This is a genomic window from Streptomyces resistomycificus, from assembly GCF_001514265.1.
GTDB lineage: Bacteria > Actinomycetota > Actinomycetes > Streptomycetales > Streptomycetaceae > Streptomyces > Streptomyces resistomycificus.
Genome location: NZ_KQ949003.1, coordinates 171,594 through 192,236 on the forward strand (window position 1 = coordinate 171,594; position 20,643 = coordinate 192,236).

Here is a 20,643-nt window from a genome sequence, read left to right on the forward strand (position 1 = left end):
TTGCCGTATGCCAGTGCTCGATCCGAACCCCCAGAACGGCCAGAAGAAGATGCTCCTCGTCTTCGGCTCGTTCTTCGCCATCTTCGTGATCATCGCCGTCATCGCGTCGATCGCCTCGCCCTGACCGCACCCCCCCCACCGGGGGTGGGGCTGGCACCACCATCCCCTAGGGGGTGAGTGTCAGGGTCAACTGGGTGGGTCACCGGATGGGTTGACGGCCGGGGATTCCGTAGCTTCGAGATGTGCCCGCGAGAGTCGGGCGCGGACCACTCGAAGACGGCGGAGGCACCCATGTCGGCTCACACGCGGATGCGGCCCCACCCGGCGACGCGGGGCGGCGTCGACATCCGGCTGCCCTGGTGGGCCCTGGCGCTGCCGACGCTCGCCTTCGTCGTGCTCCTGGCACTGATCCTGAACCCGGCGGACGCGCAGGCGGCGTCCGGCGACCCCGCCGTCGCCCATCTACTCGAGCGCCTCCAGCAGCTGATATCGCGCTGAACACCGCCGAAGCCGCCGGTCAACTCCCTGCGCCCCATGGCCTGTTTCATGCGAAGCTGGATTCCATGAGCGTCGCAGAACCACGCAGGATTGTCCTCTTCCGGCATGCGAAAGCCGACTGGCCTCAGGTGACCGACCACGAACGGCCGCTCGCCGAGCGCGGCCGTACGGACGCCGCGGTCGCCGGACGCAAGCTGGTCGACTCCGGCATCCCCTTCGACCTGGCCCTGTGCTCCACCGCGACCCGGACCCGCGAGACCTGGAAACTCGCCGTCCACGAGTTCCCGCACCGGCCGAAAACCGTGTACGAGGAGCGGATCTACGAAGCTTCGCCCGGCGAGCTGATCGCGCTGCTCAACGAGACCCCCGACGACGCGCAGAACGTCGTGCTCATCGGCCACAACCCGGGCGTCCAGGGCCTCGCCGACGTCCTCGCGGGCTCGGCCGACGGCGACGCCCGTGAGCGGCTGGGCGAGCGCGGCTTCCCGGCCGCCGCCTTCGCCGTGCTGTCCTTCGAGGGCTCCTGGAAGGCCCTGGAGCCGGGCGTGGCCACGCTGGCCGACTACTGGGCACCGTCCGGCTGACCTGGTCCGCAGGCCGTCCATGCCCCGGCGGAGGACCGTCGTGGGCAGTTGTGGGCCCTCATGGACAGAACCGTCGTGGGCCGGCGTGGGCCGGCGTGGGCCGGCGTGGGCCGGCGTGGGCACAAGGGCCCTGCACCGTGGTGGTGCCGGGCCCTTGATCGTTGCGAGGCGGCGGCGCGGGTGCACGCCTGTCGCGGGGTGTCTCAGTCCTCTTCGTGCATGTCCGCGGCCTCGACCTCTTCGCGGGTGACTCCCAGCAGATACAGCACCGTGTCGAGGAACGGCACGTTCACCGCGGTGTGCGCGGCCTCCCGCACCACCGGCTTGGCGTTGAAGGCGACCCCGAGGCCGGCCGCGTTGAGCATGTCCAGATCGTTGGCACCGTCACCGATCGCCACGGTCTGTGCCAGCGGTACGCCCGCCTCCGCGGCGAACCTGCGCAGCAGCCGCGCCTTGCCCGCCCGGTCCACGATCTCGCCGGTGACCTTGCCCGTCAGCTTCCCGTCGACGATCTCCAGCGTGTTGGCCTGGGCGAAGTCCAGCCCGAGCCGCTCCTTCAGATCGTCCGTGACCTGGGTGAAGCCACCCGAGACGACACCCACTTGGTAGCCGAGGCGCTTCAGGGTGCGGATCAGGGTGCGCGCGCCCGGCGTCAGGCGTACCTCGTCTCGCACCTTGTCGACCACGGAGGCGTCCAGCCCTTCGAGGAGCGCCACGCGCGCGTGCAGTGACTGCTCGAAGTCCAGCTCCCCGCGCATCGCGGCCGCCGTCACCTCGGCCACCCGGTCCTCGCAGCCGGCGTGCGCGGCGAAGAGTTCGATCACCTCGTCCTGGATGAGGGTCGAGTCCACGTCCATGACCACCAGGCGCTGGGCACGGCGGTGCAGCCCGGCCGCGACGACGGCGACGTCCACGCCGAGCGCGGCCGCGTCGGTCACCAGGGCGGTGCGCAGCGGCCCGGTCTCCACGCCGGACACCGCGAACTCGACCGCGGTGACCGGGTACTTGGCGAGCCGGAAGATACGGTCGATGTTGCCGCCGACCTTGGTGATCTTCGCGGCGATCGCCGCCGTGGCCTCCGCGGTGAGCGGGTGTCCGAGCACCGTGACCAGGGAACGTCCGAGCCCACGCGGACGGTTGTCGCCGAGGCCGGAGATGATCTCGGCCTGCATCTTGATCGATTCCGCCCAGCTGTGGACGGTCGACCGCAGTTCGCCCTCCATCCCGGTGGGCGGCTCGGTCACGAGCGCGCACAGCACCATCCGGCCACGGGTGACGACCTGCTCGATGTCGACCACGTCGACGGAGAAGGCGGCGAGGGTGTCGAAGAGTCCGGCCGTGATGCCCGGCCTGTCCTTCCCGAAGATCTTGACGAGAAGGGTGGGGACGTCAGAGGTCGAGGTCTGCGATGCGCTCATGGTGTTCCCACCGTATCCGGCACGCAGTGCCTTCCGCGCCCGAGGTCCGCCTGACGGACAGGGAACACCTGGGCCGGCGTCGCTGTGCCCAGGTGGGGACCGCCGCGCGTCCCGGACCGGACCGGTGTACGCCGTCGGGGCTGGACCGCTGCTCGGCGCGGGGCCGGTGCCGCGCGTTCTCGGGGCGGTGGTCCATCCAGCGCCTCCCAGGCTCCGCCGTGGTGCTCCTTTGGCCGGACCGCGCGCTCCTCGAAGCCCGGCACGGCATACCGACGGCGGGACCGCGTTGCGATCCCGGGCCCGGTCACCGCGTGCCTTCGGCGGGACCGTGTGCGATTCCGGGCCTGGTCACCGCGTGCCTTCGGCGGGACCGCCTGCACCTCCGGCCTGGTCACCGCGCGCCTTCGGCGGGACCACATGCACCTCTCGGCCCGGACACCGCATGCCCCGGAAGCCTGACCACCTCCACCTCCACCTGCACCCGGGCCGGCAGGTCACCGGCGTCCCTTGGGCCTCCCGGGCGGCGGGGGTGGGGGTGGCGGCGGAGGCGGCGGTCCGTCCTCCGACGCGGCCGACGGCCGCTCCCCGGGCCGCTCCCCAGGCCGCTCCCCGGGCGGCCTCCGTAGCGATCGGGATGGCGGCTCGATCGGCCGGGCCACCGTGGGCGCGCCGTACACGTCATCACCCGGCGAGCGCGGACCGCCAGGCCGCCGTGGCTCCTCGCCCGGCCGTCCGCCATCCGCTGTCCCGTCCCCTGCACCGGAGGGTCCGTCTCCGCCCGCCCCCGCACCGCCGGGCGGAGCCTCGCGGCCCGGCGGCCCTATGCCGGAGGGCGGCGCCTCGGCCCGCCCCGAGTCGTACGGCCCCGGCGGCCGCGCATCCTCCGGTTCCCGCAGCAACTCGTCCGGCACCCGCAGATACGGATTGGTCGCGGGGTTCGGCGGCCGGTACGGCGAACCGGGCACATACGGCCCGGCCTCACCAGCCGCCGGTCCGCCGGACTGACCCGAGCCCCTCCTTCCGGACCCACCCGACGGCGCATCGCCAGGTCGGGAGGCTCCGGTGCCCTGGGGCCGGCCGGAGCTCCCCGCGTACGGATCTCCCCGTTGCCCCGCGTAAGGATCCCCGGCCCCACCTGCGTACGGCCCTCCCGCCCCTTCGGCAGGCTCTCCTGCCCGTCCGGTGTACCGACCCCCGGCACCTTCGGCAGGCGGCTCTCCTGCCCGTCCGGTGTACCGACCCCCGGCACTTTCGACAGGCGGCTCTCCAGGCTGCCGTCCGGTGTACCGACCACCGGAACCCTCGGAGCTCCCCGAGCCCAAACGCCCCCCGGACCCCCCACCCTCCAACCCCCACCGACCATCCCCGAGCGCGAACAAAGCGGCCCCCCGCCCGGCCGCCCCGCTCGCCCGGGCGAGCAGCGCACCCGTGGCGCCGGCGGCCGCACCCCACACCGCGCCGAGGAGCAGAGCCATGCCGAGTTGCCCGCGGAGTTCGACGCCCGCGCCGAACGCGTCGAAACCGAGGACGGACAGGGAGGCGTCCACGGACACCTCCGTCACCCAGGCGAGCAACGGCAGGACCAGCGCCGTGGCGATGCCCAGCCGCAGCGCGCACCGCCCGGCGAAAGCGAGGGCACCCGGGTCCCGTACCTCCGCTGCCGCCCCCGGTCCGTTCCCCACCCCGACCGGCGTCCGCACGGCCATCAGCACGCCCGCGAGCAGCATCATCATGGCCGCAGCCACACCCAGCAGCCACACCCGCCCGTCGAGGTCCGCCAGCCGCCCCAGCGTCACGGACTGGTCGGACCCGGAGTCCAGCAGGTCGTCCAGCGGGTCCGGCAGGAAGTTCGTGAGCACTCCCGACGCCCTGCCGTCGAAGGGCACGAACAGACCGATCGGGACGCCCAGCCACACACCGTTCGGCGCCCCCAGCAGCGCCGCCCCCGCGATCCGCCTGGGATGGTCGTCGCCGATCGCCGCGTACCCCGCCGCCGCCAGTCCCGCCGCCACCGCCACCAGCGCCACGGTGACCAGGGCGGACGCGGCCGGTCGTACGACTCGGTGCACCGCCTCCCAGCCGCGCGGCAGCGGCGTACGGCGCGAGGCCAGCAGGGCGATCAGCAGGATCCCCGTCGACCAGCCGAGCCCGCCCAGGAGCGTCGGCACGGTGTCGACGGTGAAGCCGACCGCCGCCTCCGCGTCGATGAGACCGCCGATCTGGTCGGGCAGCAGCCCCCCGATGTCCCCGACGTCACCCAGCCCGGGGATCTCCAGCCCGCCACCCCCGCCCCCACCGCCGGGCAGGTCGTCGAGTCCCAGCGCACTTCCGTCGATCGTGATGACGTCGTGCCCCGCCCAGGCCAGCCCGCCCAGCATCGCCACGAACAGCGTCACCACCGCGCCCGCGCGCGCGAGGAGTTCGGCGGGCGCGATCACAACTCCCGCCGACCGCAGGGACCGTAAGAAGAACCAGGACAAAAGGAGCGCACCGACCAGGCTCACGCCCAGTGGCGTGATCTCGATGGCGGTCGCGGCCTCCGCGCCCGTCAGCCCGAACGCGGACACGTCACCGGACGGGGTGACGGAACCACCCGCCCCAAGGGCCACCACCGCCGCGGTCATCGGCCCCAACGAGCCCGCTGAATCGGCCTCGAGCAGATGCAGGCCGAGAGCCGCCGTGCCCGCCATCCCGATCAACGCCCAGCTCACACAGGCGATCGCGGACAGCACGATGTCTCCCCACGGCAGCCGTGAGCCGGGCTTCGTGGTGTCGACGCTCATGGACGCACTCATGGCAGACCCCCCGATCCGCGGCGCGGCCCACTTGCCGCGCATGTCCCCCTCGCGTGGATTACCACTCTCCGGGCCGGTTTCAACCCCGTCAACGGAAACAGCCGAAGCGGGCGTACGCCTTCTTCACAAGGCCCGACTTTCGGTCAGGGGGCCGAGCCTGAAATAGTTCCCGACGATGTTCGACATCCCTAGACTCCCTCTGATGGGGGTAACTCGGGGGACTACTCAGTGGGGCATGGAGTGCCGGAACTCGTACTGGAATTGAATGGACGGACCTGGACGCTCGACCCGTCCAGGCCATACACCCTCGGACGTGATCCGCAGGGGGACGTCGTCCTCGACGACGCCAGAGTGTCGTGGCGGCACGCCACGATCAGCTGGAGCGGCCGCAGTTGGGTCATCGAGGACCATGGCAGCACCAACGGCACGTTCGTACAGGGGCAGCGGATCCACCAGTTGGAGATCGGCCCTGGCACGGCGGTCAACCTGGGCAACGCGACCGACGGACCGCTGGTCAGCCTCTCCGGCAGCGCGGCCGCCGCGGCGACGCCGCAGGCCCAGCCCCAGCAGCAGCCGTACGCCGCCCAGGGCGCGAACCCCGGCTGGGCGGCGGCCCCACAGGCCCCGCAGCAGCAGGCACCGCAGGCCGGCTGGCAGCAGCCGCAGCAGGCCCAGCAGCAGCCGTACAAGGCGCCGTCGATCCCGCAGCAGGGCCCCGGTGGTGGCGCGGGGGCGCCGCCGGTCTACGGCGACCGCAGCCCGACCACGTTCCACCAGTTCTCACTCGGCCGCGTCATGCGCATCGGCCGCGCCCTGGAGAACGAGCTGGTCGTCTCCGACCTCCAGGTCTCGCGCAACCACGCCGAGTTCCACGCGACGCCCGACGGCCGCTTCGAGATCCGCGACCTGGGCTCGCACAACGGCACCTACGTCAACGGTCAGCCGATCGCCAAGGGCGGCTCGCAGCTGCTCGGCCCGAACGACATCGTCGGCGTCGGTCACTCGACGTTCCGCCTGGTCGGCGACCGTCTCGAGGAGTTCGTCGACACCGGTGAGGTGTCCTTCTCGGCCCGCCACCTGACCGTGACGGTCGACGGCGGCAAGCAGATCCTCAAGGATGTCTCCTTCGGCGTCCCGGAGAAGTCGCTGATCGCGGTCATCGGCCCGTCCGGCTCCGGCAAGTCGACGCTCCTGAAGGCGCTCACCGGCTACCGGCCCGCCAACCAGGGTGACGTCCTCTACGACAACCGGAACCTGTACAAGCAGTTCGCCGAGCTGCGTCAGCGCATCGGTCTGGTCCCGCAGGACGACATCCTGCACAAGGAACTGACCGTCAAGAAGGCCCTCAAGTACGCGGCCAAGCTGCGCTTCCCCGCCGACACCACGGGCGCCGAGCGCGAGGCCCGCATCGACGAGGTGCTGCGCGAACTGAAGCTGGACATCCACAAGGAGAAGAAGGTCACCTCCCTCTCCGGCGGCCAGCGCAAGCGCGTCTCGGTGGCCCTGGAGCTGCTCACCAAGCCGTCGCTGATCTTCCTGGACGAGCCGACCTCCGGCCTCGACCCGGGCATGGACCGCGACGTCATGCAGCTGCTGCGCGGCCTCGCCGACGACGGCCGTACGGTCCTCGTCGTCACGCACTCCGTGGCCGAGCTGGCGATCTGCGACAAGCTCCTCGTGATGGCGCCCGGCGGTTCCGTCGCCTACTTCGGCCCGCCGGAGGAAGCGCTGAACTTCTTCGGCTACGACACCTGGGCCGACGTCTTCTCCGCCTTCGAGAACTACCGCGACTACGACTGGGCGGGACGCTGGAAGGGCTCCCAGCACTACCAGATGTACGCCGCCGACATCGACGCCGTCGCGCCGCAGTCCGTACAGATGCCGCCGATGCAGGCGATGCGGCCGCCGAAGCCGCAGGGCTGGATGTCCCAGTTCGTGACCCTTGTCCGCCGCTACACCTCGGTGATCGCCTCCGACAAGGGCTTCCTGGCGCTGATGGTGATCCTGCCGGCGGTCCTCGGCGCGGTGAGCCTGCTGATCGACTCGGGCAACAGTCTGCTGCCCAACCCGGCCAACCCGCAGACCGGCCGGATCATCCCGAACGGCACGGCGACCACGGTCCTGCTGATCCTCGCGGTCGGCGCCTGTTTCGCGGGTGCCGCGAACTCCGTCCGTGAGCTGATCAAGGAACGGGTCATCTACGAGCGGGAGCGCGCCACCGGCCTGTCCCGTTCGGCGTACCTGATGTCCAAGGTGTTCGTGCTCGGCCTGATCACCGTGTTCCAGGGCCTGCTGGTCGGTGTCATCGGCTTCGCCAGCCGGGAGATCCCGGCCGAGGGCCTGGTCCTCGGCAGCGCGACCATGATCGAACTCTCCATCCCGATCATGGCGCTCGGTTTCACCTCGATGATGTTCGGCCTGATCATCTCGGCGCTGGTGAAGACGGCCGAGAAGACCATGCCGCTGCTGGTGATGTTCGCGATCATCCAGGTCGTGTTCACCGGCTGCCTGTTCACCCTGAACGGCGCGGTCGGCGTCAACGAGTTCTCGTACCTGATGCCGTCCCGCTGGGCGGTCGCCGCCGCGGGTGCCACGCTGGACTTCAACAAGATCAGCCCGCCCAAGGAGGGCGACGGCACCGACCCGCTGTGGGAGCACACCGTCGGCGCCTGGGGCATGGACATGGCCGCCCTGATCATCCTCGGCGTGATCTGCGGCTTCTTCGTGGCCCGCTTCCTGCGCCGCCACGAGCCCGAGGTCATGCGCAAGTGATCACCTCTGTACGACGGTGAAGGGCGGCGCCCCGGTGGGGGTGCCGCCCTTCGGCGTAGAAGAGGTCCGCGCGACCTCAGTACGCGCTGTTGACGTTGTCCATCGAGCCGTACTTGTCGGCCGCGTAGTTCGCGGCGGCGGTGATGTTGGCGACCGGGTCGTAGATGTTCCAGGACGTGCCCGAGACGTGGTAGGCCTCGAAGGTCGGCGGGATGACCTGGAGGAGGCCCTTCGACGGGATGCCGTTGATGGCGTTGATGTCCCAGTTGTTGATCGCGTTCGGGTTGCCCGACGACTCCCGGATGATGTTGCGGTACAGACCGTTGTACGAACCCGGGATGCCCTTGGACTTCATGATGTCCAGGGACTCCTTGATCCAGCCGTCGAGGTTGTTGGAGTACCGCTTGGTGGTGGCCTTGACCGCGGCGCGCTTGGCGGACCGGCTGGCCTCCTTGGCCTTGCGCTCCTGCGCGGCCTTCTTGGCGGCGGCCGCCGCTGCGGCCTTCTTCTTCGCCGCGGCCTCGGCGGCGGCCTTCGCCTTCGCCTTGGCCGCCGCTGCGGCCTTCTCCTTGGCCGCCTTGGCCTCCTCGGCCTTGCTCTGCAGGCTGTGGCCGGCGAGCTGCTCGGTGACACTCGACTTCTGGAGCTGCTCGGACTTGTAGGCCACCGGGGCCTGGGCGGAGGCCGCCTCGGACGTGGTCGTCTGCCCACCCGGAACCGCGGTGAACGCGACGGCGGCCGCGCCGAGCGTGGCGACACCGGCGATCGCGATCTTGTGGGTACGGGTCAGGGCACGACTTCGAGCGGGGGTGTTCTTGGGCATGCGGAAAGACCTCTTCGAGTGGCGCGGAGGTCGCTCGGCGTCCGGTAGGGACATGGGTGCCTTGGGGCACGAACGCCCCGGGAGGAACCCGCGGCGCTGAGCGACGAGAGCCATTCTTAGCGGCCGCAAAAACACCAGGCAAAGGTGTGACGTACGATCCCGGGTAGTGGATCGGGGAAGGGCAAATCGGGACAGACTGGAATGTCTGCCCCGTTCACGACGGAAGCCTTTGTCTCCTATCTCCCGTCGTACGTGATCTGCGCCCTATGTGCGGGCTCACACCGGGCGGGGGGCGGTCTCACCAAGAGTTGCTGACGCAATGCTCTGTGTGAGGCATCTCCTCCGGCAGGACGAGATGCACGTCCCCGAACTCGTGCCACAGGTAGAGCCCGCGCAGCGCCTCCCCGTAGGCCCGGTCCATCGCGGCCCGCCCCCCGACCGCCTCCAGCATCAGCAGATGCGACGCCTCGGGCTCGTGCAGCCCCGTCAGCAGCCCGTCCACCACCCGTACGCCCCGCTGCGGGGTGATGACGAGGTCCGTCCATCCCGCACGCGCGCGGACGACCCCGTCCGGCCCGGCGGCCGACTCCACGGCCCGCACGGCCGTCGTCCCGACCGCGACGACCCTGCCGTCACCCGCCCGCGCCGCGTTGATCAGCCGCGCCGACGCCTCCGGCACCGCGAACCGCTCCGGATACGGCGGCTCGTGCGCCTCGGCCGAGGCCACACCGGTGTGCAGAGTGACCGGCGCGAACTGCACCCCCCGGCTCACCAGCTCCGCCACCAGCCGCGCGGTGAAGGGCCGCGCCGCACTCGGCATCTCCGCACTGCCCGACCCGTCGGGTGACGGCAGGGCGAACACCGTCTGGTAGACCGACAGCGGCTGGTCCCGCTCCGTATAGGAGTAACGAATGGGCCGACCGTGCTCCCGCAGCAGCCCTGGTACGGCCGTCCCCAAGACCCGCGCCCACCACAGCCGCCCTCCGTCCGCGCCCACCGGCTCCTCCATGACGAGCCGCCCGCCGTTCGCGCCCACCGGCTCCTCCAGGCCGAGCCGCCCGGCGTCCGCGCCCATTGGCTCTTCCATGACGAGCCGCCCGCCCCCGGGCACCCGCACCTCGGTACCCACGGGGCCGCCCGCACGCGCACGCGTGGTGCCCTTCCCGTCCGGTTCCCGCAGCTCGACCGCCCACCGCCCGTCGTCCCCGAGGGTGGAGAAGTGCACCACCACGCGTGCGTGCCCGATCCGCCCGTCCACCGCGGCCGCCAGCGTGGGCGAAGTGTTCACGACGAGGAGATCCCCGGCCCGCAGCAACCCGGGCAACTCCGCGAACGCATGGTGCGACACCTCGGTGCCCCGCGACACGAGCAGTCGTACGGCGTCCCGGTCGAGTCCCGGCCCGCGCTGCTCGGCCGGCACCCTCGCCGACAGCTCCTGCGGGACACGCACCGCCAACGTCATCGCTCCTCCAGCAGCGCGGAAGCCCCGTAGCGCCCGCTCACGGGCCGCTCGTCCAGCAGCCGCAGGAAGGCAGGCACCACCCGGGCCGGCTCCGGACGCGGATCCTCGTCCTCCGGTACGGCGGCCCGGTACAGGTCGGTCGCCATGTCCCCGGGGTCCACCGCCCAGACCCGCAGCCCCGGCTCCTCCTCGGCCAGCACCGCCGCGAGATGGTCCAGGGCCGCCTTGGACGCCCCGTAACCGCCCCACGTCTCGTACGGCTCGGCGGCCGCGTCCGAGCTCACCGCGATCACCGTGCCCGCGCCGGACGCCCGCAGCAGCGGCAGCGCCTCCTGGACCAGCCCCAGCGCGGCCACCAGGTTGACCTCCAGCGCCCGCCGCAGCCCGTCCAGGGGCAGCCCCTCCAGCCGCACCAGCGGCTCGGCACCCAGCGCGCTCGCGTTGTTCACCAGCAGGTCGACCCCGCCCAGCCGCCACGCGGCGGCCACCAGTTCGCCGCGGTGCCCGGCGTCCGTGACGTCCCCCGCCAGGGTCGCCACCCGCGTCCCGTACGCGGACACCTCCCGCTCCGTCTCCGTCAGGGCCTCGGCGCCTCTGGCGTCGAGCACCAGATCCCAGCCCCGGGCGGCCAGGGCGTCGGCCAGCGCCCGCCCCAGCCCCTTCGAGGCCCCCGTGATGATCGCTACCGGCATGACACACGTCCCCTCGTCCTCTACGCCTCCTGATCGGCGTGCCCCCAACGTAGGAACCGGCCGGCCCGCGCCGCCTCGGACGCGGGCCCCAAAGCGGCGAGGCCCTTCGCCCTAGGTCCTGCGGCCCAGACAGGGGTCGCCACAGGTCGGATACGGACTGTCACACCCCGCCGGTACCGTGAGGGCATGAGTCAAGGCCCCCGGTCCGGCCTCGCCGCGGTGAGCACCGCGCTGCTGGCCATGAGCAGGCACCTTGAGGTGCGCGACGTCCTCAAGACGATCGTCGCCTCGGCCCGCGAGCTGCTCGACGCGCAGTACGCCGCGCTGGGCGTCCCCGACGACCACGGCGGCTTCGCCCAGTTCGTGGTCGACGGCGTCAGCGAGGAGCAGTGGCGGGCCATCGGCCCCCTCCCGCGCCAGCACGGCATCCTCGCCGCGATGCTGCACGAGGCCAGGCCCGAACGCCTCGCCGACGTGCGAAAGGACCCGCGCTTCGAGGGCTGGCCCTCCGCACACCCCGACATGTCCGACTTCCTGGGCCTGCCGATCCGCGACGGCGACGAGGTCATCGGCGCGCTGTTCCTCGCCAACAAGCTGCGTCCCGCGGGGGGAGACCCCGCAGACCCTCCGTGCCCCGGGCCGGAGGGCAGCTGCGGCTTCACCGAGGACGACGAGGAACTCCTGTCGATCCTCGCCCAGCACGCCGCCATCGCCCTGACCAACGCGAGGCTCTACGAGCGCAGCCGCGAGCTGACGATCGCGGAGGAACGCTCGCGGCTCGCCCACGAACTGCACGACGCGGTCAGTCAGAAGCTGTTCTCCCTCCGCCTGACCGCCCAGGCCGCCGCCGCGCTGGTGGACCGTGACCCGGCCCGGGCCAAGGGCGAGCTGCACCAGGTGGCGGTACTCGCCGCAGAGGCCGCCGACGAACTGCGCGCGGCGGTCGTCGAGCTGCGCCCCGCGGCCCTGGACGAGGACGGCCTGGTCGCCACCCTGCGCACCCACATCCAGGTCCTCGACCGCGCCCACACCGCGCGCGTGACCTTCGCCGGCCATGGCGTCCGCGTCCTGCCCGCCGCCCAGGAGGAGGCGATGCTGCGCGTCGCCCAGGAGGCCCTGCACAACGCCCTGCGCCACTCGGGCGCCCAGCACGTGGACGTGACCCTGGAGCGCAGCGGCGGCGGAGCCGTCCTGCGGGTGACGGACGACGGCAGCGGCTTCGACCCCAAGGGGATACGCCGCGCGGGACGCCACCTGGGCCTGGTCTCCATGCGGGACCGGGCGAGCGGGGTCGGCGGCGCGCTGACCGTCGAATCGGCGCCCGGCAAGGGCACCACGATCGAGCTGGAGGTCCCCGGTGGCTGACGCAATCAAGGTGCTCCTGGTCGACGACCACCAGGTGGTCCGTCGGGGCCTGCGCACGTTCCTCGAGGTGCAGGACGACATCGAGGTCGTGGGCGAGGCCGCCGACGGCGCCGAGGGCGTCGCCCGCGCCGAGGAACTGAAACCCGACGTCGTCCTCATGGACGTCAAGATGCCGGGCATGGACGGCGTCGACGCGCTGCGCAAGCTCCGCGAACTGAACAACCCCGCGCGCGTGCTGATCGTCACCAGCTTCACCGAGCAGCGCACGGTCGTCCCGGCCCTGCGCGCGGGCGCCGCGGGGTACGTGTACAAGGACATCGACCCCGACGCCCTGGCCGGCGCGATCCGCTCCGTGCACGCGGGACACATCCTGCTCCAGCCCGAGGTCGCGGGCGCGCTGTTGTCCCAGGACGAGAGCAACTCCGGCCAGGGCAGGGGAGGTTCGCTCACCGAGCGGGAGCGCCAGGTGCTCGGGCTGATAGCGGACGGCCGCTCCAACCGGGAGATCGCCCGCGCGCTGGTGCTGTCCGAGAAGACCGTCAAGACGCACGTCTCGAACATCCTGATGAAGCTCGACCTGGCGGACCGCACCCAGGCGGCCCTGTGGGCCGTACGCCATGGCGTGACCGGCTGAAACGCTCTCCGCAGGACATGACCGACGGCAATTCGGAGGGTTCCGCTCCGGACTGAGATTCATACCGTCGTGGGAATGTCCCCCGGATGGCGCATCCTTTCCGGGCCACCACCGTTCTTCAGTGCGTGCTGCGGCGACTGCCGCGGCAATCGCTAGGAGGGCTCAGAAGTGAAGAACCTGAAGAAGGCAGCGGCCGTGACGATGGTGGCCGGCGGTCTGGTCGCCGCCGGTGCCGGTATGGCCTCCGCCACCGACGGTGCGGTCGCCAACGGCAAGGCCGTGGGCTCGCCGGGCGTCGTCTCGGGCAACCTCGTCCAGGCCCCGGTGCACATCCCGGTGAACGCGGTCGGCAACAGCGTGAACGTCATCGGTGTCCTGAACCCCGCCTTCGGCAACCTCGGCCTCAACCACTGACGCCGGTCGCCCAGCGGTCATGACTTCGGCCTCCCGGGTTTCCCCGGGAGGCCGGTCGGTTTTTCGGGCGAATGATCCGAACGGGCCGTTGCGCACCCACCCCCGTGCCGTTCCGAATCCCTCCGACGTTGATCAGCGCACGACCCGCGGCCGGGTCGGACACGCAATCGCAGGAGGAACCCTTCCCATGAACATCGCCAAGAAGGCCGCCATGGCCCTCACCGTCGCCGGTATCGCCGCCGGTGCCTCCGCCGGCACCGCTGTCGCCGACGCGGGTGCCGACGGCGCGGCCGTGAAGTCGCCGGGTGTCGGCTCGGGCAACGTCGTCCAGATCCCGGTCCACGTCCCGGTGAACGTCTGCGGCAACACCGTCGACGTCATCGCGCTGCTGAACCCCGCGTTCGGCAACGCGTGCGCAAACGACTGACGCCACCCGGCCGACCAGGGCCCCGCGAGTCAACGGCGACTCGCGGGGCCCTTCGGCGCGGGTAGCGCGGTTCGCGCGGTTCCAGGCCTGTCCGACGCGCACGGGTCCGCCACGCCGGCCCGCCGGCCAGGGCTCAGCGCACGGGTCCGCCACGCCGGCCCGTCGGCCAGGGCTCAGCGCACCCCCTTCTCCCGCTCCTCCACGACGGCGTTGTACGCGGCGACCTGCGCCCGCCGAGCCGTCCGCTCCACCGGCCGCAACGCCTGCGCCCGCGCCGCCATCTCGCCGGAGCTCACCGCACCCCCGTGCCCGTTCTCGTACGCCAGAGACACCAGAAGTCCCACCCGCCGCGCCAGCTCCAGCACCCGCACCGCCCGCGGCGGATACCCCGGCGCCAACACCTCCCGCCCCCGCTCGGCCCGCGCCCGATACGCGTCGATCGCCGCCTCCGCCACCGGCCCCGAACCGGCCACGTCCAGCCGCGTCAGCACCTCGGTCGCGTCCCGCAGCGCCTCCGCCAGCTCCCGCTCCGCCTCCCCGAGCGACGGCACGTCGGCCGGCGGCGCCTCCCGTACGGCGAGGCAGTGCCACACGACCTCGACATGGACATCACCGTCGGGCCCGGCCTCGTAGATCTCGGGTACCAGCCCCAGCGCGGCGCCGTGACAGATCACCGCCTCCTCGGCTTCGAGTGCCCGCGCGTTGAACTCCGGCGGTCCGCTCAGCCCCAGCGGATGCCCGGGCGCGGGCAGCGCGATTCGCAGCCCCGTCACGCCGAGCGACCGCAGCCGCCCCAGCGCCAGCGTGAGACCGACGGGCGCCGACTCACCCGGCAGCCCCTCCACCCGGTGCACGGCGTCCCCGCCGACGATGGCGAGTACGGCGTCATCCGGCGAGACAAGTCCGGCCAACAGGGCATTTCCCCAAGCGGCAAGGTGTCCAGAGCGTGGTTCCGAGAGCATGCCTCCACCCTAAGGACCGGACCGATGGAATGGAGCGGACGACCGGTGGCGTAGATTTCCTTGAGGGCTGCGCCCGAGACGGCGCGGCGGACCGAGCCACTGGCGAACGCGACAGCCGAGACCGGCCACACTGCAAGGGGAGACAACGCGCTCATGAGCGATGTTCTGGAGCTTCAGGACGTATCCGTGGTCCGTGAGGGCCGGGCTCTGGTGGACCAGGTCTCCTGGTCGGTCAAGGAGGGCGAGCGTTGGGTCATCCTCGGCCCCAACGGCGCCGGCAAGACCACCCTCCTGAACGTCGCGTCCAGCTACCTCTACCCCAGCCAGGGCACCGCCACCATCCTCGGCGAGACCCTCGGCAGGCCCGGCACCGACGTCTTCGAGCTGCGCCCGCGCATCGGCATGGCCGGCATCGCCATGGCCGACAAGCTCCCCAAGCGCCAGACCGTCCTGCAGACCGTGCTGACCGCCGCCTACGGCATGACCGCCGGCTGGCAGGAGGAGTACGAGGACATCGACGAGCAGCGCGCCCGCGCCTTCCTCGACCGCCTCGGCATGACCGAGTACGTGGACCGCAAGTTCGGCACGCTCTCCGAGGGCGAGCGCAAGCGCACCCTCATCGCCCGCGCCCTGATGACCGACCCCGAGCTGCTGCTCCTCGACGAGCCCGCCGCCGGACTCGACCTCGGTGGACGCGAGGACCTCGTACGCCGCCTCGGCCGGCTCGCCCGTGACCCGATCGCCCCTTCGATGCTGATGGTCACCCACCACGTCGAGGAGATCGCCCCCGGCTTCACGCACGTCCTGATGATCCGCCAGGGCAAGGTCCTCGCCGCCGGCCCGCTGGAGCTAGAACTCACCTCCCGCAACCTCTCCCTCTGCTTCGGCCTCCCGCTCGTCGTCGAACAGGTCGGCGAGCGCTGGACCGCACAGGGTCTTCCCATGGCCTGATCCTCCGAACTCCCTGGGTAAGAAGGCTCTTTCAGGGCTCCGGCGCCCTGTCGGAGGCGGTACCCGCGGACCTACCATGACCATGTGAACGACATCGACGCATGGGTGTGGTGGCTGGTCGGCGCGGTAGCGCTCGGAATCCCGCTCGTGGTGACCGCGATGCCGGAGCTCGGCATGCTCGCGCTGGGCGCCACCGCCGGGGCGATCGCGGCGGGACTAGGCGCGGGCGTCACCGTCCAGGTACTCGTCTTCGCCGCTGTATCGGTCGCCCTCATCGCCGTCGTACGGCCCATCGCCGCCCGGCAGCGCGCACAGCGGCCCCAACTCGCCACCGGCGTGGACGCGTTGAAGGGCAGACAGGCCGTGGTGCTGGAACGCGTCGACGGCTCCGGCGGCCGCATCAAGCTCGCCGGAGAGGTCTGGTCGGCACGCTCCCTCGACACCGGCAGCGCTTACGAAGTCGGTCAGGAAGTGGATGTCGTGGAGATCGAGGGCGCCACCGCGATCGTCATGTGACCTTGCAGGATGTCGGTAAGACGTAACTGAACCGAACGGCCACGAGGCACGCGACGGTCTGTCAGACTCGTCCAGCAAGATCTTCGACAACCATAAGATCTTCCAAGAAGCGCCGAGGCGGAGAAGGGGACGGGAAGCACGATGGAACCGGTCATCATCGTCTTGATCATCCTGGTGGTGTTGGTCTTCATCGCCCTGATCAAGACGATTCAGGTCATCCCGCAGGCGAGCGCCGCCATCGTGGAGCGCTTCGGCCGCTACACGCGCACGCTCAACGCGGGTCTCAACATCGTCGTCCCGTTCATCGACACCATCCGCAACCGCATCGACCTGCGCGAACAGGTCGTGCCGTTCCCGCCCCAGCCGGTGATCACCCAGGACAACCTGGTCGTCAACATCGACACCGTCATCTACTACCAGGTGACCGACGCCCGGGCCGCGACCTACGAAGTCGCCAGCTACATCCAGGCGATCGAGCAGCTCACCGTCACCACCCTCCGCAACATCATCGGCGGCATGGACCTGGAGCGGACCCTGACCTCCCGCGAGGAGATCAACGCGGCCCTGCGCGGCGTCCTCGACGAGGCCACCGGCAAGTGGGGCATCCGCGTCAACCGCGTCGAGCTCAAGGCGATCGAACCGCCCACCTCCATCCAGGACTCGATGGAGAAGCAGATGCGCGCCGACCGCGACAAGCGCGCGGCGATCCTCACCGCCGAAGGTACGCGCCAGGCCGCGATCCTCACCGCCGAGGGTGAGAAGCAGTCCCAGATCCTGCGCGCCGAAGGTGAGGCCAAGGCGGCCGCCCTGCGCGCCGAGGGCGAGGCGCAGGCCGTCCGTACGGTCTTCGAGGCCATCCACGCCGGCGACCCGGACCAGAAGCTCCTCTCCTACCAGTACCTCCAGATGCTCCCGAAGATCGCCGAGGGCGACGCCAACAAGCTCTGGATCGTCCCCAGCGAGATCGGCGACGCCCTCAAGGGTCTGTCCGGTGCCATGGGCAACTTCGGCGGTCTGGGCGGCGGTTCGGGCGGCGGAGGCAACTCGGGCAACGGCGGCTCGGGCACCGAACGCCGAGAGAAGCCGTCGATCGACTGACGAGCCCCTGAACGAGACCGGGGCCCACCTCCCGACGGAGGTGGGCCCCGATTCCATGTACGGCCACGGCGCCGCCCACGACCACGGCTATGCCGCGTCCCGAGCCAGCCAGTCCGGCAGCGCGCTGAAGTCCTCAGTGCCCAGCGACAGCAACATCGCGTCCGCCGGGGTCGGCTCGAACGGCAGCCGCAGCAGCGGCATACCCGCCTCCTCCGGAGTCCGGTTGGCCTTGCGGTGGTTGTCCTCGGCACACGAGGCCACCGTGTTCAGCCAGGTGTCCTGACCACCCTGCGACCGCGGCACCACGTGGTCCACGGTCGTCGCCCGCCTTCCGCAGTACGCGCACCTGTGCCGGTCGCGTACCAGAACACCCCGCCTCGACCACGGGGCTTGTCTTCGGAACGGCACCCGTACGTACCTGCAGAGCCTGATCACCCGGGGCGCCGGTATGTCGACCGCGGCTCCCCGCATACGCAGTTCGGGGTGGGACTGCTCCACGACGGCCTTGTCCTGAAGCACCAGAACGACGGCTCGGTTCAACGTCACCGTCGACAGCGGCTCGAAGCTCGCGTTCAGTACCAGCGTGTCCCGCATACCAGCCCACCTCCTGTGCGCACCGGCCCACCCCCTTGGCGGACTGGGATCAACTCTGGCCGGGCACGCCGAGATGGACAACGAAATAAAAAGTGCCCGCCTCTGATCACTTCCAAGACCAGAGACGGGCAAACGTTCCATGAACGCTCGGAGTGCTCAGTTCGGTGCGGGAATCTCGTACTCACCGACGAGCTGGGCGCGGCCGATCGCGTGGAACCTCAGGTTGAAGCCCACGACGGCGGGAGAGGCGTCCGAGTCCGGACCCAGCTTCTCCTGGTCGACGGCGTACACCGTGAAGACGTACCGGTGCGGTCCGTCCCCGGGCGGCGGCGCGGCACCACCGAAGTCCTTCGACCCGTAGTCGTTCCGCGCGTGTACGGCACCCTCCGGCAGTCCCTCGAACTTGCCGCTGCCCGCACCCACCGGCAGCTCGGTCACCGAGGCCGGGATGTCGAACACGACCCAGTGCCAGAACCCGCTGCCGGTCGGGGCGTCGGGGTCGTAGCAGGTCACGGCGAAGCTCTTGGTCTCGGCCGGGAAACCCTCCCACCGCAACTGCGGCGAGGTGTTGCCGGCCGATTGGACCTGAGCGTCCTTGAGCGTCGCGCCCTCCGTGACATCCTCGCTCGTCACCGTGAACGACGGGACGGGCGGGTGGAAGTCATGGGGGAGCGGCCGCCGCTTGAGCTCGGTCACCTCGGTACCTCCTGATCGGTTCTGGAGTCGTTGGTTCCGAGCCTAGAACCAGTTGCGCTTGCTGCCGACCTCGGACAGCCACTGGTTGAGGTACGCCGTCCAGTCGGTGCCCTGGTAGTCCTGCAGCCCCACCTGGAAGGAACGGAAGGTGTCGCTGCTCTCGCTGAACAGTCCGGGCTTCTTGTCCATCTCCAGGACGACGTCCATCGCGCTCTGGTCGGCGACGAAGCTCAGCTCGACCTGGTTCAGCCCCCGGTACTGCTGCGGCGGCAGGAACTCGATCTCCTGGTAGAAGGGCAGCTTCTGGCGGGTACCCCGGATGAGGCCGCGCTCCATGTCCGCGTTCTTGAAGCGGAAGCCCAGCTGGATGAACGCGTCCAGGATCGCCTTCTGCGCGGGCAGCGGGTGCACGTTGACCGGGTCGAGGTCACCGGAGTCCACCGCACGGGCGATCTCCAGCTCCGTGGTGACACCGATGTGCATACCGGGCAGGGAGTGCCCGTCGATCGTCGTGATCGGCGTCTCCCACGGGATCTCCAGGCCGAACGGCACCACATGCACCGCGCTCGCCTTCAGCTCGAAGGCGCCGCCGAGCCGCTGCTTGGTGAACTCGATGTCCTGCTTGTACTCCTGGTCGCCGCTCTCGACCTCGACCTTGGCCTGCAGCCCGACCGACAGCGCCTCGATCTGCTGGTCCACGGACCCGCCCTGGATCCGCACCTCGCCCTGGACGACACCACCCGGCACGACGTTGACCTCGGTCAGCACCGTCTCCACCGAAGCCCCGCCGGCACCCAGGCTCGCGAGCAGCTTCTTGAACGCCATGTCTCTCCTTCTTTAGGCGGCCCCCGTGGGCACCACCTGTTCCGTCGGTTCCGTCGCCCTGCTTGTTGCGCTTCCGGCGCTTCCCGCGCGCGGATCCTTGATCCATACAAACGCGTTCCGGCCGCGGCCGGTTCCGGACTATCACCCTGGCAAGGCGAGCGCCCCCTGACCACCCCGTCGCACCCACCCGTCTGCACTACCCTCGGAGGGCATGATCGCGACCCCCGACCGTACGCCCCTGACCCGAGAGTTCTTCGACCGGCCCGTACTGGAGGTCGCCCCCGACCTGTTGGGCCGCATCCTCGTACGCAGCACCCCGGACGGTCCGATCGCCCTGCGCCTCACGGAGGTCGAGGCCTACGACGGTCCCAACGACCCGGGCTCCCACGCCTATCGCGGCCGCACGGCCCGCAACGACGTGATGTTCGGTCCGCCCGGACACGTGTACGTCTACTTCACCTACGGCATGTGGTTCTGCATGAACCTGGTGTGCGGTCCGAAGGGGGAGTCGAGTGCCGTCCTGCTGCGCGCCGGCGAGATCATCGAAGGGGCCGAGCTGACTCGCAAACGTCGACTCTCGGCCCGAAGTGACAAGGAACTGGCCAAAGGCCCCGCCCGCCTGGCCACGGCCCTGGACGTGGACCGGGCTCTGAACGGCACCGACGCCTGCAGCGACGGTGACGCACCCCTGCGTGTCCTCGCGGGTACGGCGGCGGCCCCCGACCAGGTACTGAACGGCCCACGCACCGGGGTCGCCGGCGACGGAGGCGTGCACCCCTGGCGCTTCTGGATCGCCAACGACCCGACCGTGAGCCCGTATCGGGCCCATGTGCCCAGGCGCCGCCGAAGTTGACTCGCCTTGGACAGGGGCGTAACGTGGCCCGAGCCGCTTGAACCGGGTACGGCGTTCGCCAGCAGCCGGAAGCGGCCAAACCACTACCTACGACTCCCTCTCAGCAGGGGCCATTTCGGCGTGCTCGCATGCCTGAATTCGGAACCTGCAGGACTCGATTATGAGTTGGCGAGGGAATCGGCTAACGTAGTGAATGTCGAAAGGCCGACAGGCGAAAGCCAAAGCCGTCCGGCAAATCCCGCCGACAGGGAATCGGGCCCGAAA

The 20,643-nt window shown here is 70.7% G+C and carries 20 protein-coding genes and 1 pseudogene; 12 read left to right on the forward strand and 9 right to left on the reverse strand.

Annotated elements, in window-relative coordinates; translation table 11 throughout:
* Positions 1-7: 7 nt before the first annotated feature.
* The 3 genes from AQJ84_RS44820 to AQJ84_RS35770 all read left to right on the forward strand — a co-directional run bounded on the left by AQJ84_RS44820 (position 8) and on the right by AQJ84_RS35770 (position 1,082).
* Positions 8-124, forward strand: a complete 117-nt coding sequence (locus tag AQJ84_RS44820; protein ID WP_107082878.1) for an SGM_5486 family transporter-associated protein — start codon at positions 8-10, stop codon at positions 122-124.
* 167 nt (positions 125-291) lie between these two features.
* Positions 292-498: a hypothetical protein gene (locus AQJ84_RS35765; protein WP_030040103.1), complete on the forward strand. Its 207-nt coding sequence runs from the start codon at positions 292-294 to the stop codon at positions 496-498.
* Between the two features lie 65 nt (positions 499-563).
* A complete protein-coding gene (locus tag AQJ84_RS35770; protein ID WP_030040104.1) occupies positions 564-1,082 on the forward strand; it encodes a SixA phosphatase family protein in 519 nt (172 codons plus the stop codon).
* Between the two features lie 203 nt (positions 1,083-1,285).
* Here the strand turns inward: AQJ84_RS35770 and serB are convergent, their stop codons facing one another.
* Positions 1,286-2,500, reverse strand: a complete 1,215-nt coding sequence (gene serB, locus AQJ84_RS35775; RefSeq protein WP_030040105.1) for a phosphoserine phosphatase SerB — start codon at positions 2,498-2,500, stop codon at positions 1,286-1,288.
* Positions 2,501-2,994: 494 nt separating this feature from the next.
* A complete protein-coding gene (locus AQJ84_RS35780; RefSeq protein WP_059198900.1) occupies positions 2,995-5,295 on the reverse strand; it encodes a streptophobe family protein in 2,301 nt (766 codons plus the stop codon).
* Positions 5,296-5,535: 240 nt separating this feature from the next.
* Between AQJ84_RS35780 and AQJ84_RS35785 the strand changes: the two genes are divergently transcribed.
* Positions 5,536-8,067, forward strand: a complete 2,532-nt coding sequence (locus tag AQJ84_RS35785; protein WP_198536263.1) for an ABC transporter ATP-binding protein/permease — start codon at positions 5,536-5,538, stop codon at positions 8,065-8,067.
* 76 nt (positions 8,068-8,143) lie between these two features.
* Here AQJ84_RS35785 and AQJ84_RS35790 read toward each other — a convergent pair whose 3' ends face one another.
* The 3 genes from AQJ84_RS35790 to AQJ84_RS35800 all read right to left on the reverse strand — a co-directional run bounded on the left by AQJ84_RS35790 (position 8,144) and on the right by AQJ84_RS35800 (position 11,044).
* Positions 8,144-8,890 carry a transglycosylase SLT domain-containing protein gene (locus AQJ84_RS35790; RefSeq protein WP_053190325.1) on the reverse strand — a complete coding sequence of 249 codons (747 nt, stop codon included), beginning with the start codon at positions 8,888-8,890 and terminating at the stop codon, positions 8,144-8,146.
* 298 nt (positions 8,891-9,188) lie between these two features.
* The gene (locus AQJ84_RS35795; RefSeq protein WP_030045869.1) at positions 9,189-10,352 is read right to left on the reverse strand and encodes an S-adenosylmethionine:tRNA ribosyltransferase-isomerase; all 1,164 of its coding nucleotides are present in this window, start codon (positions 10,350-10,352) and stop codon (positions 9,189-9,191) included.
* Positions 10,349-11,044, reverse strand: a complete 696-nt coding sequence (locus tag AQJ84_RS35800) for an SDR family NAD(P)-dependent oxidoreductase (protein WP_053190324.1) — start codon at positions 11,042-11,044, stop codon at positions 10,349-10,351. Before AQJ84_RS35800 ends, AQJ84_RS35795 begins: the two co-directional genes overlap by 4 nt.
* 186 nt (positions 11,045-11,230) lie before the next feature.
* Here AQJ84_RS35800 and AQJ84_RS35805 point away from each other — a divergent pair, with 186 nt between their 5' ends.
* The 4 genes from AQJ84_RS35805 to AQJ84_RS35820 all read left to right on the forward strand — a co-directional run bounded on the left by AQJ84_RS35805 (position 11,231) and on the right by AQJ84_RS35820 (position 13,884).
* Positions 11,231-12,409 carry a GAF domain-containing sensor histidine kinase gene (locus tag AQJ84_RS35805; RefSeq protein ID WP_030045864.1) on the forward strand — a complete coding sequence of 393 codons (1,179 nt, stop codon included), beginning with the start codon at positions 11,231-11,233 and terminating at the stop codon, positions 12,407-12,409.
* Entirely contained in the window at positions 12,402-13,043 is a 642-nt protein-coding gene (locus tag AQJ84_RS35810) for a response regulator (RefSeq protein ID WP_030045863.1), read from the forward strand. Before AQJ84_RS35805 ends, AQJ84_RS35810 begins: the two co-directional genes overlap by 8 nt.
* A gap of 168 nt (positions 13,044-13,211) precedes the next feature.
* Positions 13,212-13,457, forward strand: a complete 246-nt coding sequence (chpE, locus tag AQJ84_RS35815; RefSeq protein WP_030045861.1) for a chaplin ChpE — start codon at positions 13,212-13,214, stop codon at positions 13,455-13,457.
* 187 nt (positions 13,458-13,644) lie between these two features.
* A complete protein-coding gene (locus AQJ84_RS35820) occupies positions 13,645-13,884 on the forward strand; it encodes a chaplin (RefSeq protein ID WP_030045860.1) in 240 nt (79 codons plus the stop codon).
* A gap of 173 nt (positions 13,885-14,057) precedes the next feature.
* Here AQJ84_RS35820 and AQJ84_RS35825 read toward each other — a convergent pair whose 3' ends face one another.
* The gene (locus AQJ84_RS35825; RefSeq protein ID WP_051870328.1) at positions 14,058-14,846 is read right to left on the reverse strand and encodes a hypothetical protein; all 789 of its coding nucleotides are present in this window, start codon (positions 14,844-14,846) and stop codon (positions 14,058-14,060) included.
* A 153-nt stretch (positions 14,847-14,999) separates the two neighbouring features.
* On the opposite strand from AQJ84_RS35825, the pseudogene AQJ84_RS35830 reads away from it, so the two are divergent.
* The 3 genes and pseudogenes from AQJ84_RS35830 to AQJ84_RS35840 all read left to right on the forward strand — a co-directional run.
* A pseudogene (locus AQJ84_RS35830) lies at positions 15,000-15,530 on the forward strand (ABC transporter ATP-binding protein); the annotation flags it as partial.
* Positions 15,531-15,881: 351 nt separating this feature from the next.
* Positions 15,882-16,313, forward strand: a complete 432-nt coding sequence (locus tag AQJ84_RS35835) for an NfeD family protein (protein WP_030045854.1) — start codon at positions 15,882-15,884, stop codon at positions 16,311-16,313.
* 141 nt (positions 16,314-16,454) lie between these two features.
* Complete coding sequence (locus AQJ84_RS35840) at positions 16,455-17,411, forward strand: SPFH domain-containing protein (RefSeq protein ID WP_053190322.1); 957 nt, start codon at positions 16,455-16,457, stop codon at positions 17,409-17,411.
* A gap of 87 nt (positions 17,412-17,498) precedes the next feature.
* Here the strand turns inward: AQJ84_RS35840 and AQJ84_RS35845 are convergent, their stop codons facing one another.
* The 3 genes from AQJ84_RS35845 to AQJ84_RS35855 all read right to left on the reverse strand — a co-directional run bounded on the left by AQJ84_RS35845 (position 17,499) and on the right by AQJ84_RS35855 (position 19,526).
* Positions 17,499-18,005 carry an HNH endonuclease gene (locus AQJ84_RS35845; RefSeq protein ID WP_053190321.1) on the reverse strand — a complete coding sequence of 169 codons (507 nt, stop codon included), beginning with the start codon at positions 18,003-18,005 and terminating at the stop codon, positions 17,499-17,501.
* A gap of 156 nt (positions 18,006-18,161) precedes the next feature.
* A complete protein-coding gene (locus AQJ84_RS35850; RefSeq protein ID WP_030045849.1) occupies positions 18,162-18,701 on the reverse strand; it encodes a YbhB/YbcL family Raf kinase inhibitor-like protein in 540 nt (179 codons plus the stop codon).
* Between the two features lie 42 nt (positions 18,702-18,743).
* On the reverse strand, positions 18,744-19,526 hold the full coding sequence (locus tag AQJ84_RS35855; RefSeq protein ID WP_030045848.1) for a sporulation protein: 783 nt from the start codon (positions 19,524-19,526) through the stop codon (positions 18,744-18,746).
* Positions 19,527-19,737: 211 nt separating this feature from the next.
* On the opposite strand from AQJ84_RS35855, the gene AQJ84_RS35860 reads away from it, so the two are divergent.
* The gene (locus AQJ84_RS35860) at positions 19,738-20,379 is read left to right on the forward strand and encodes a DNA-3-methyladenine glycosylase (RefSeq protein WP_030045847.1); all 642 of its coding nucleotides are present in this window, start codon (positions 19,738-19,740) and stop codon (positions 20,377-20,379) included.
* Positions 20,380-20,643: the final 264 nt, after the last annotated feature.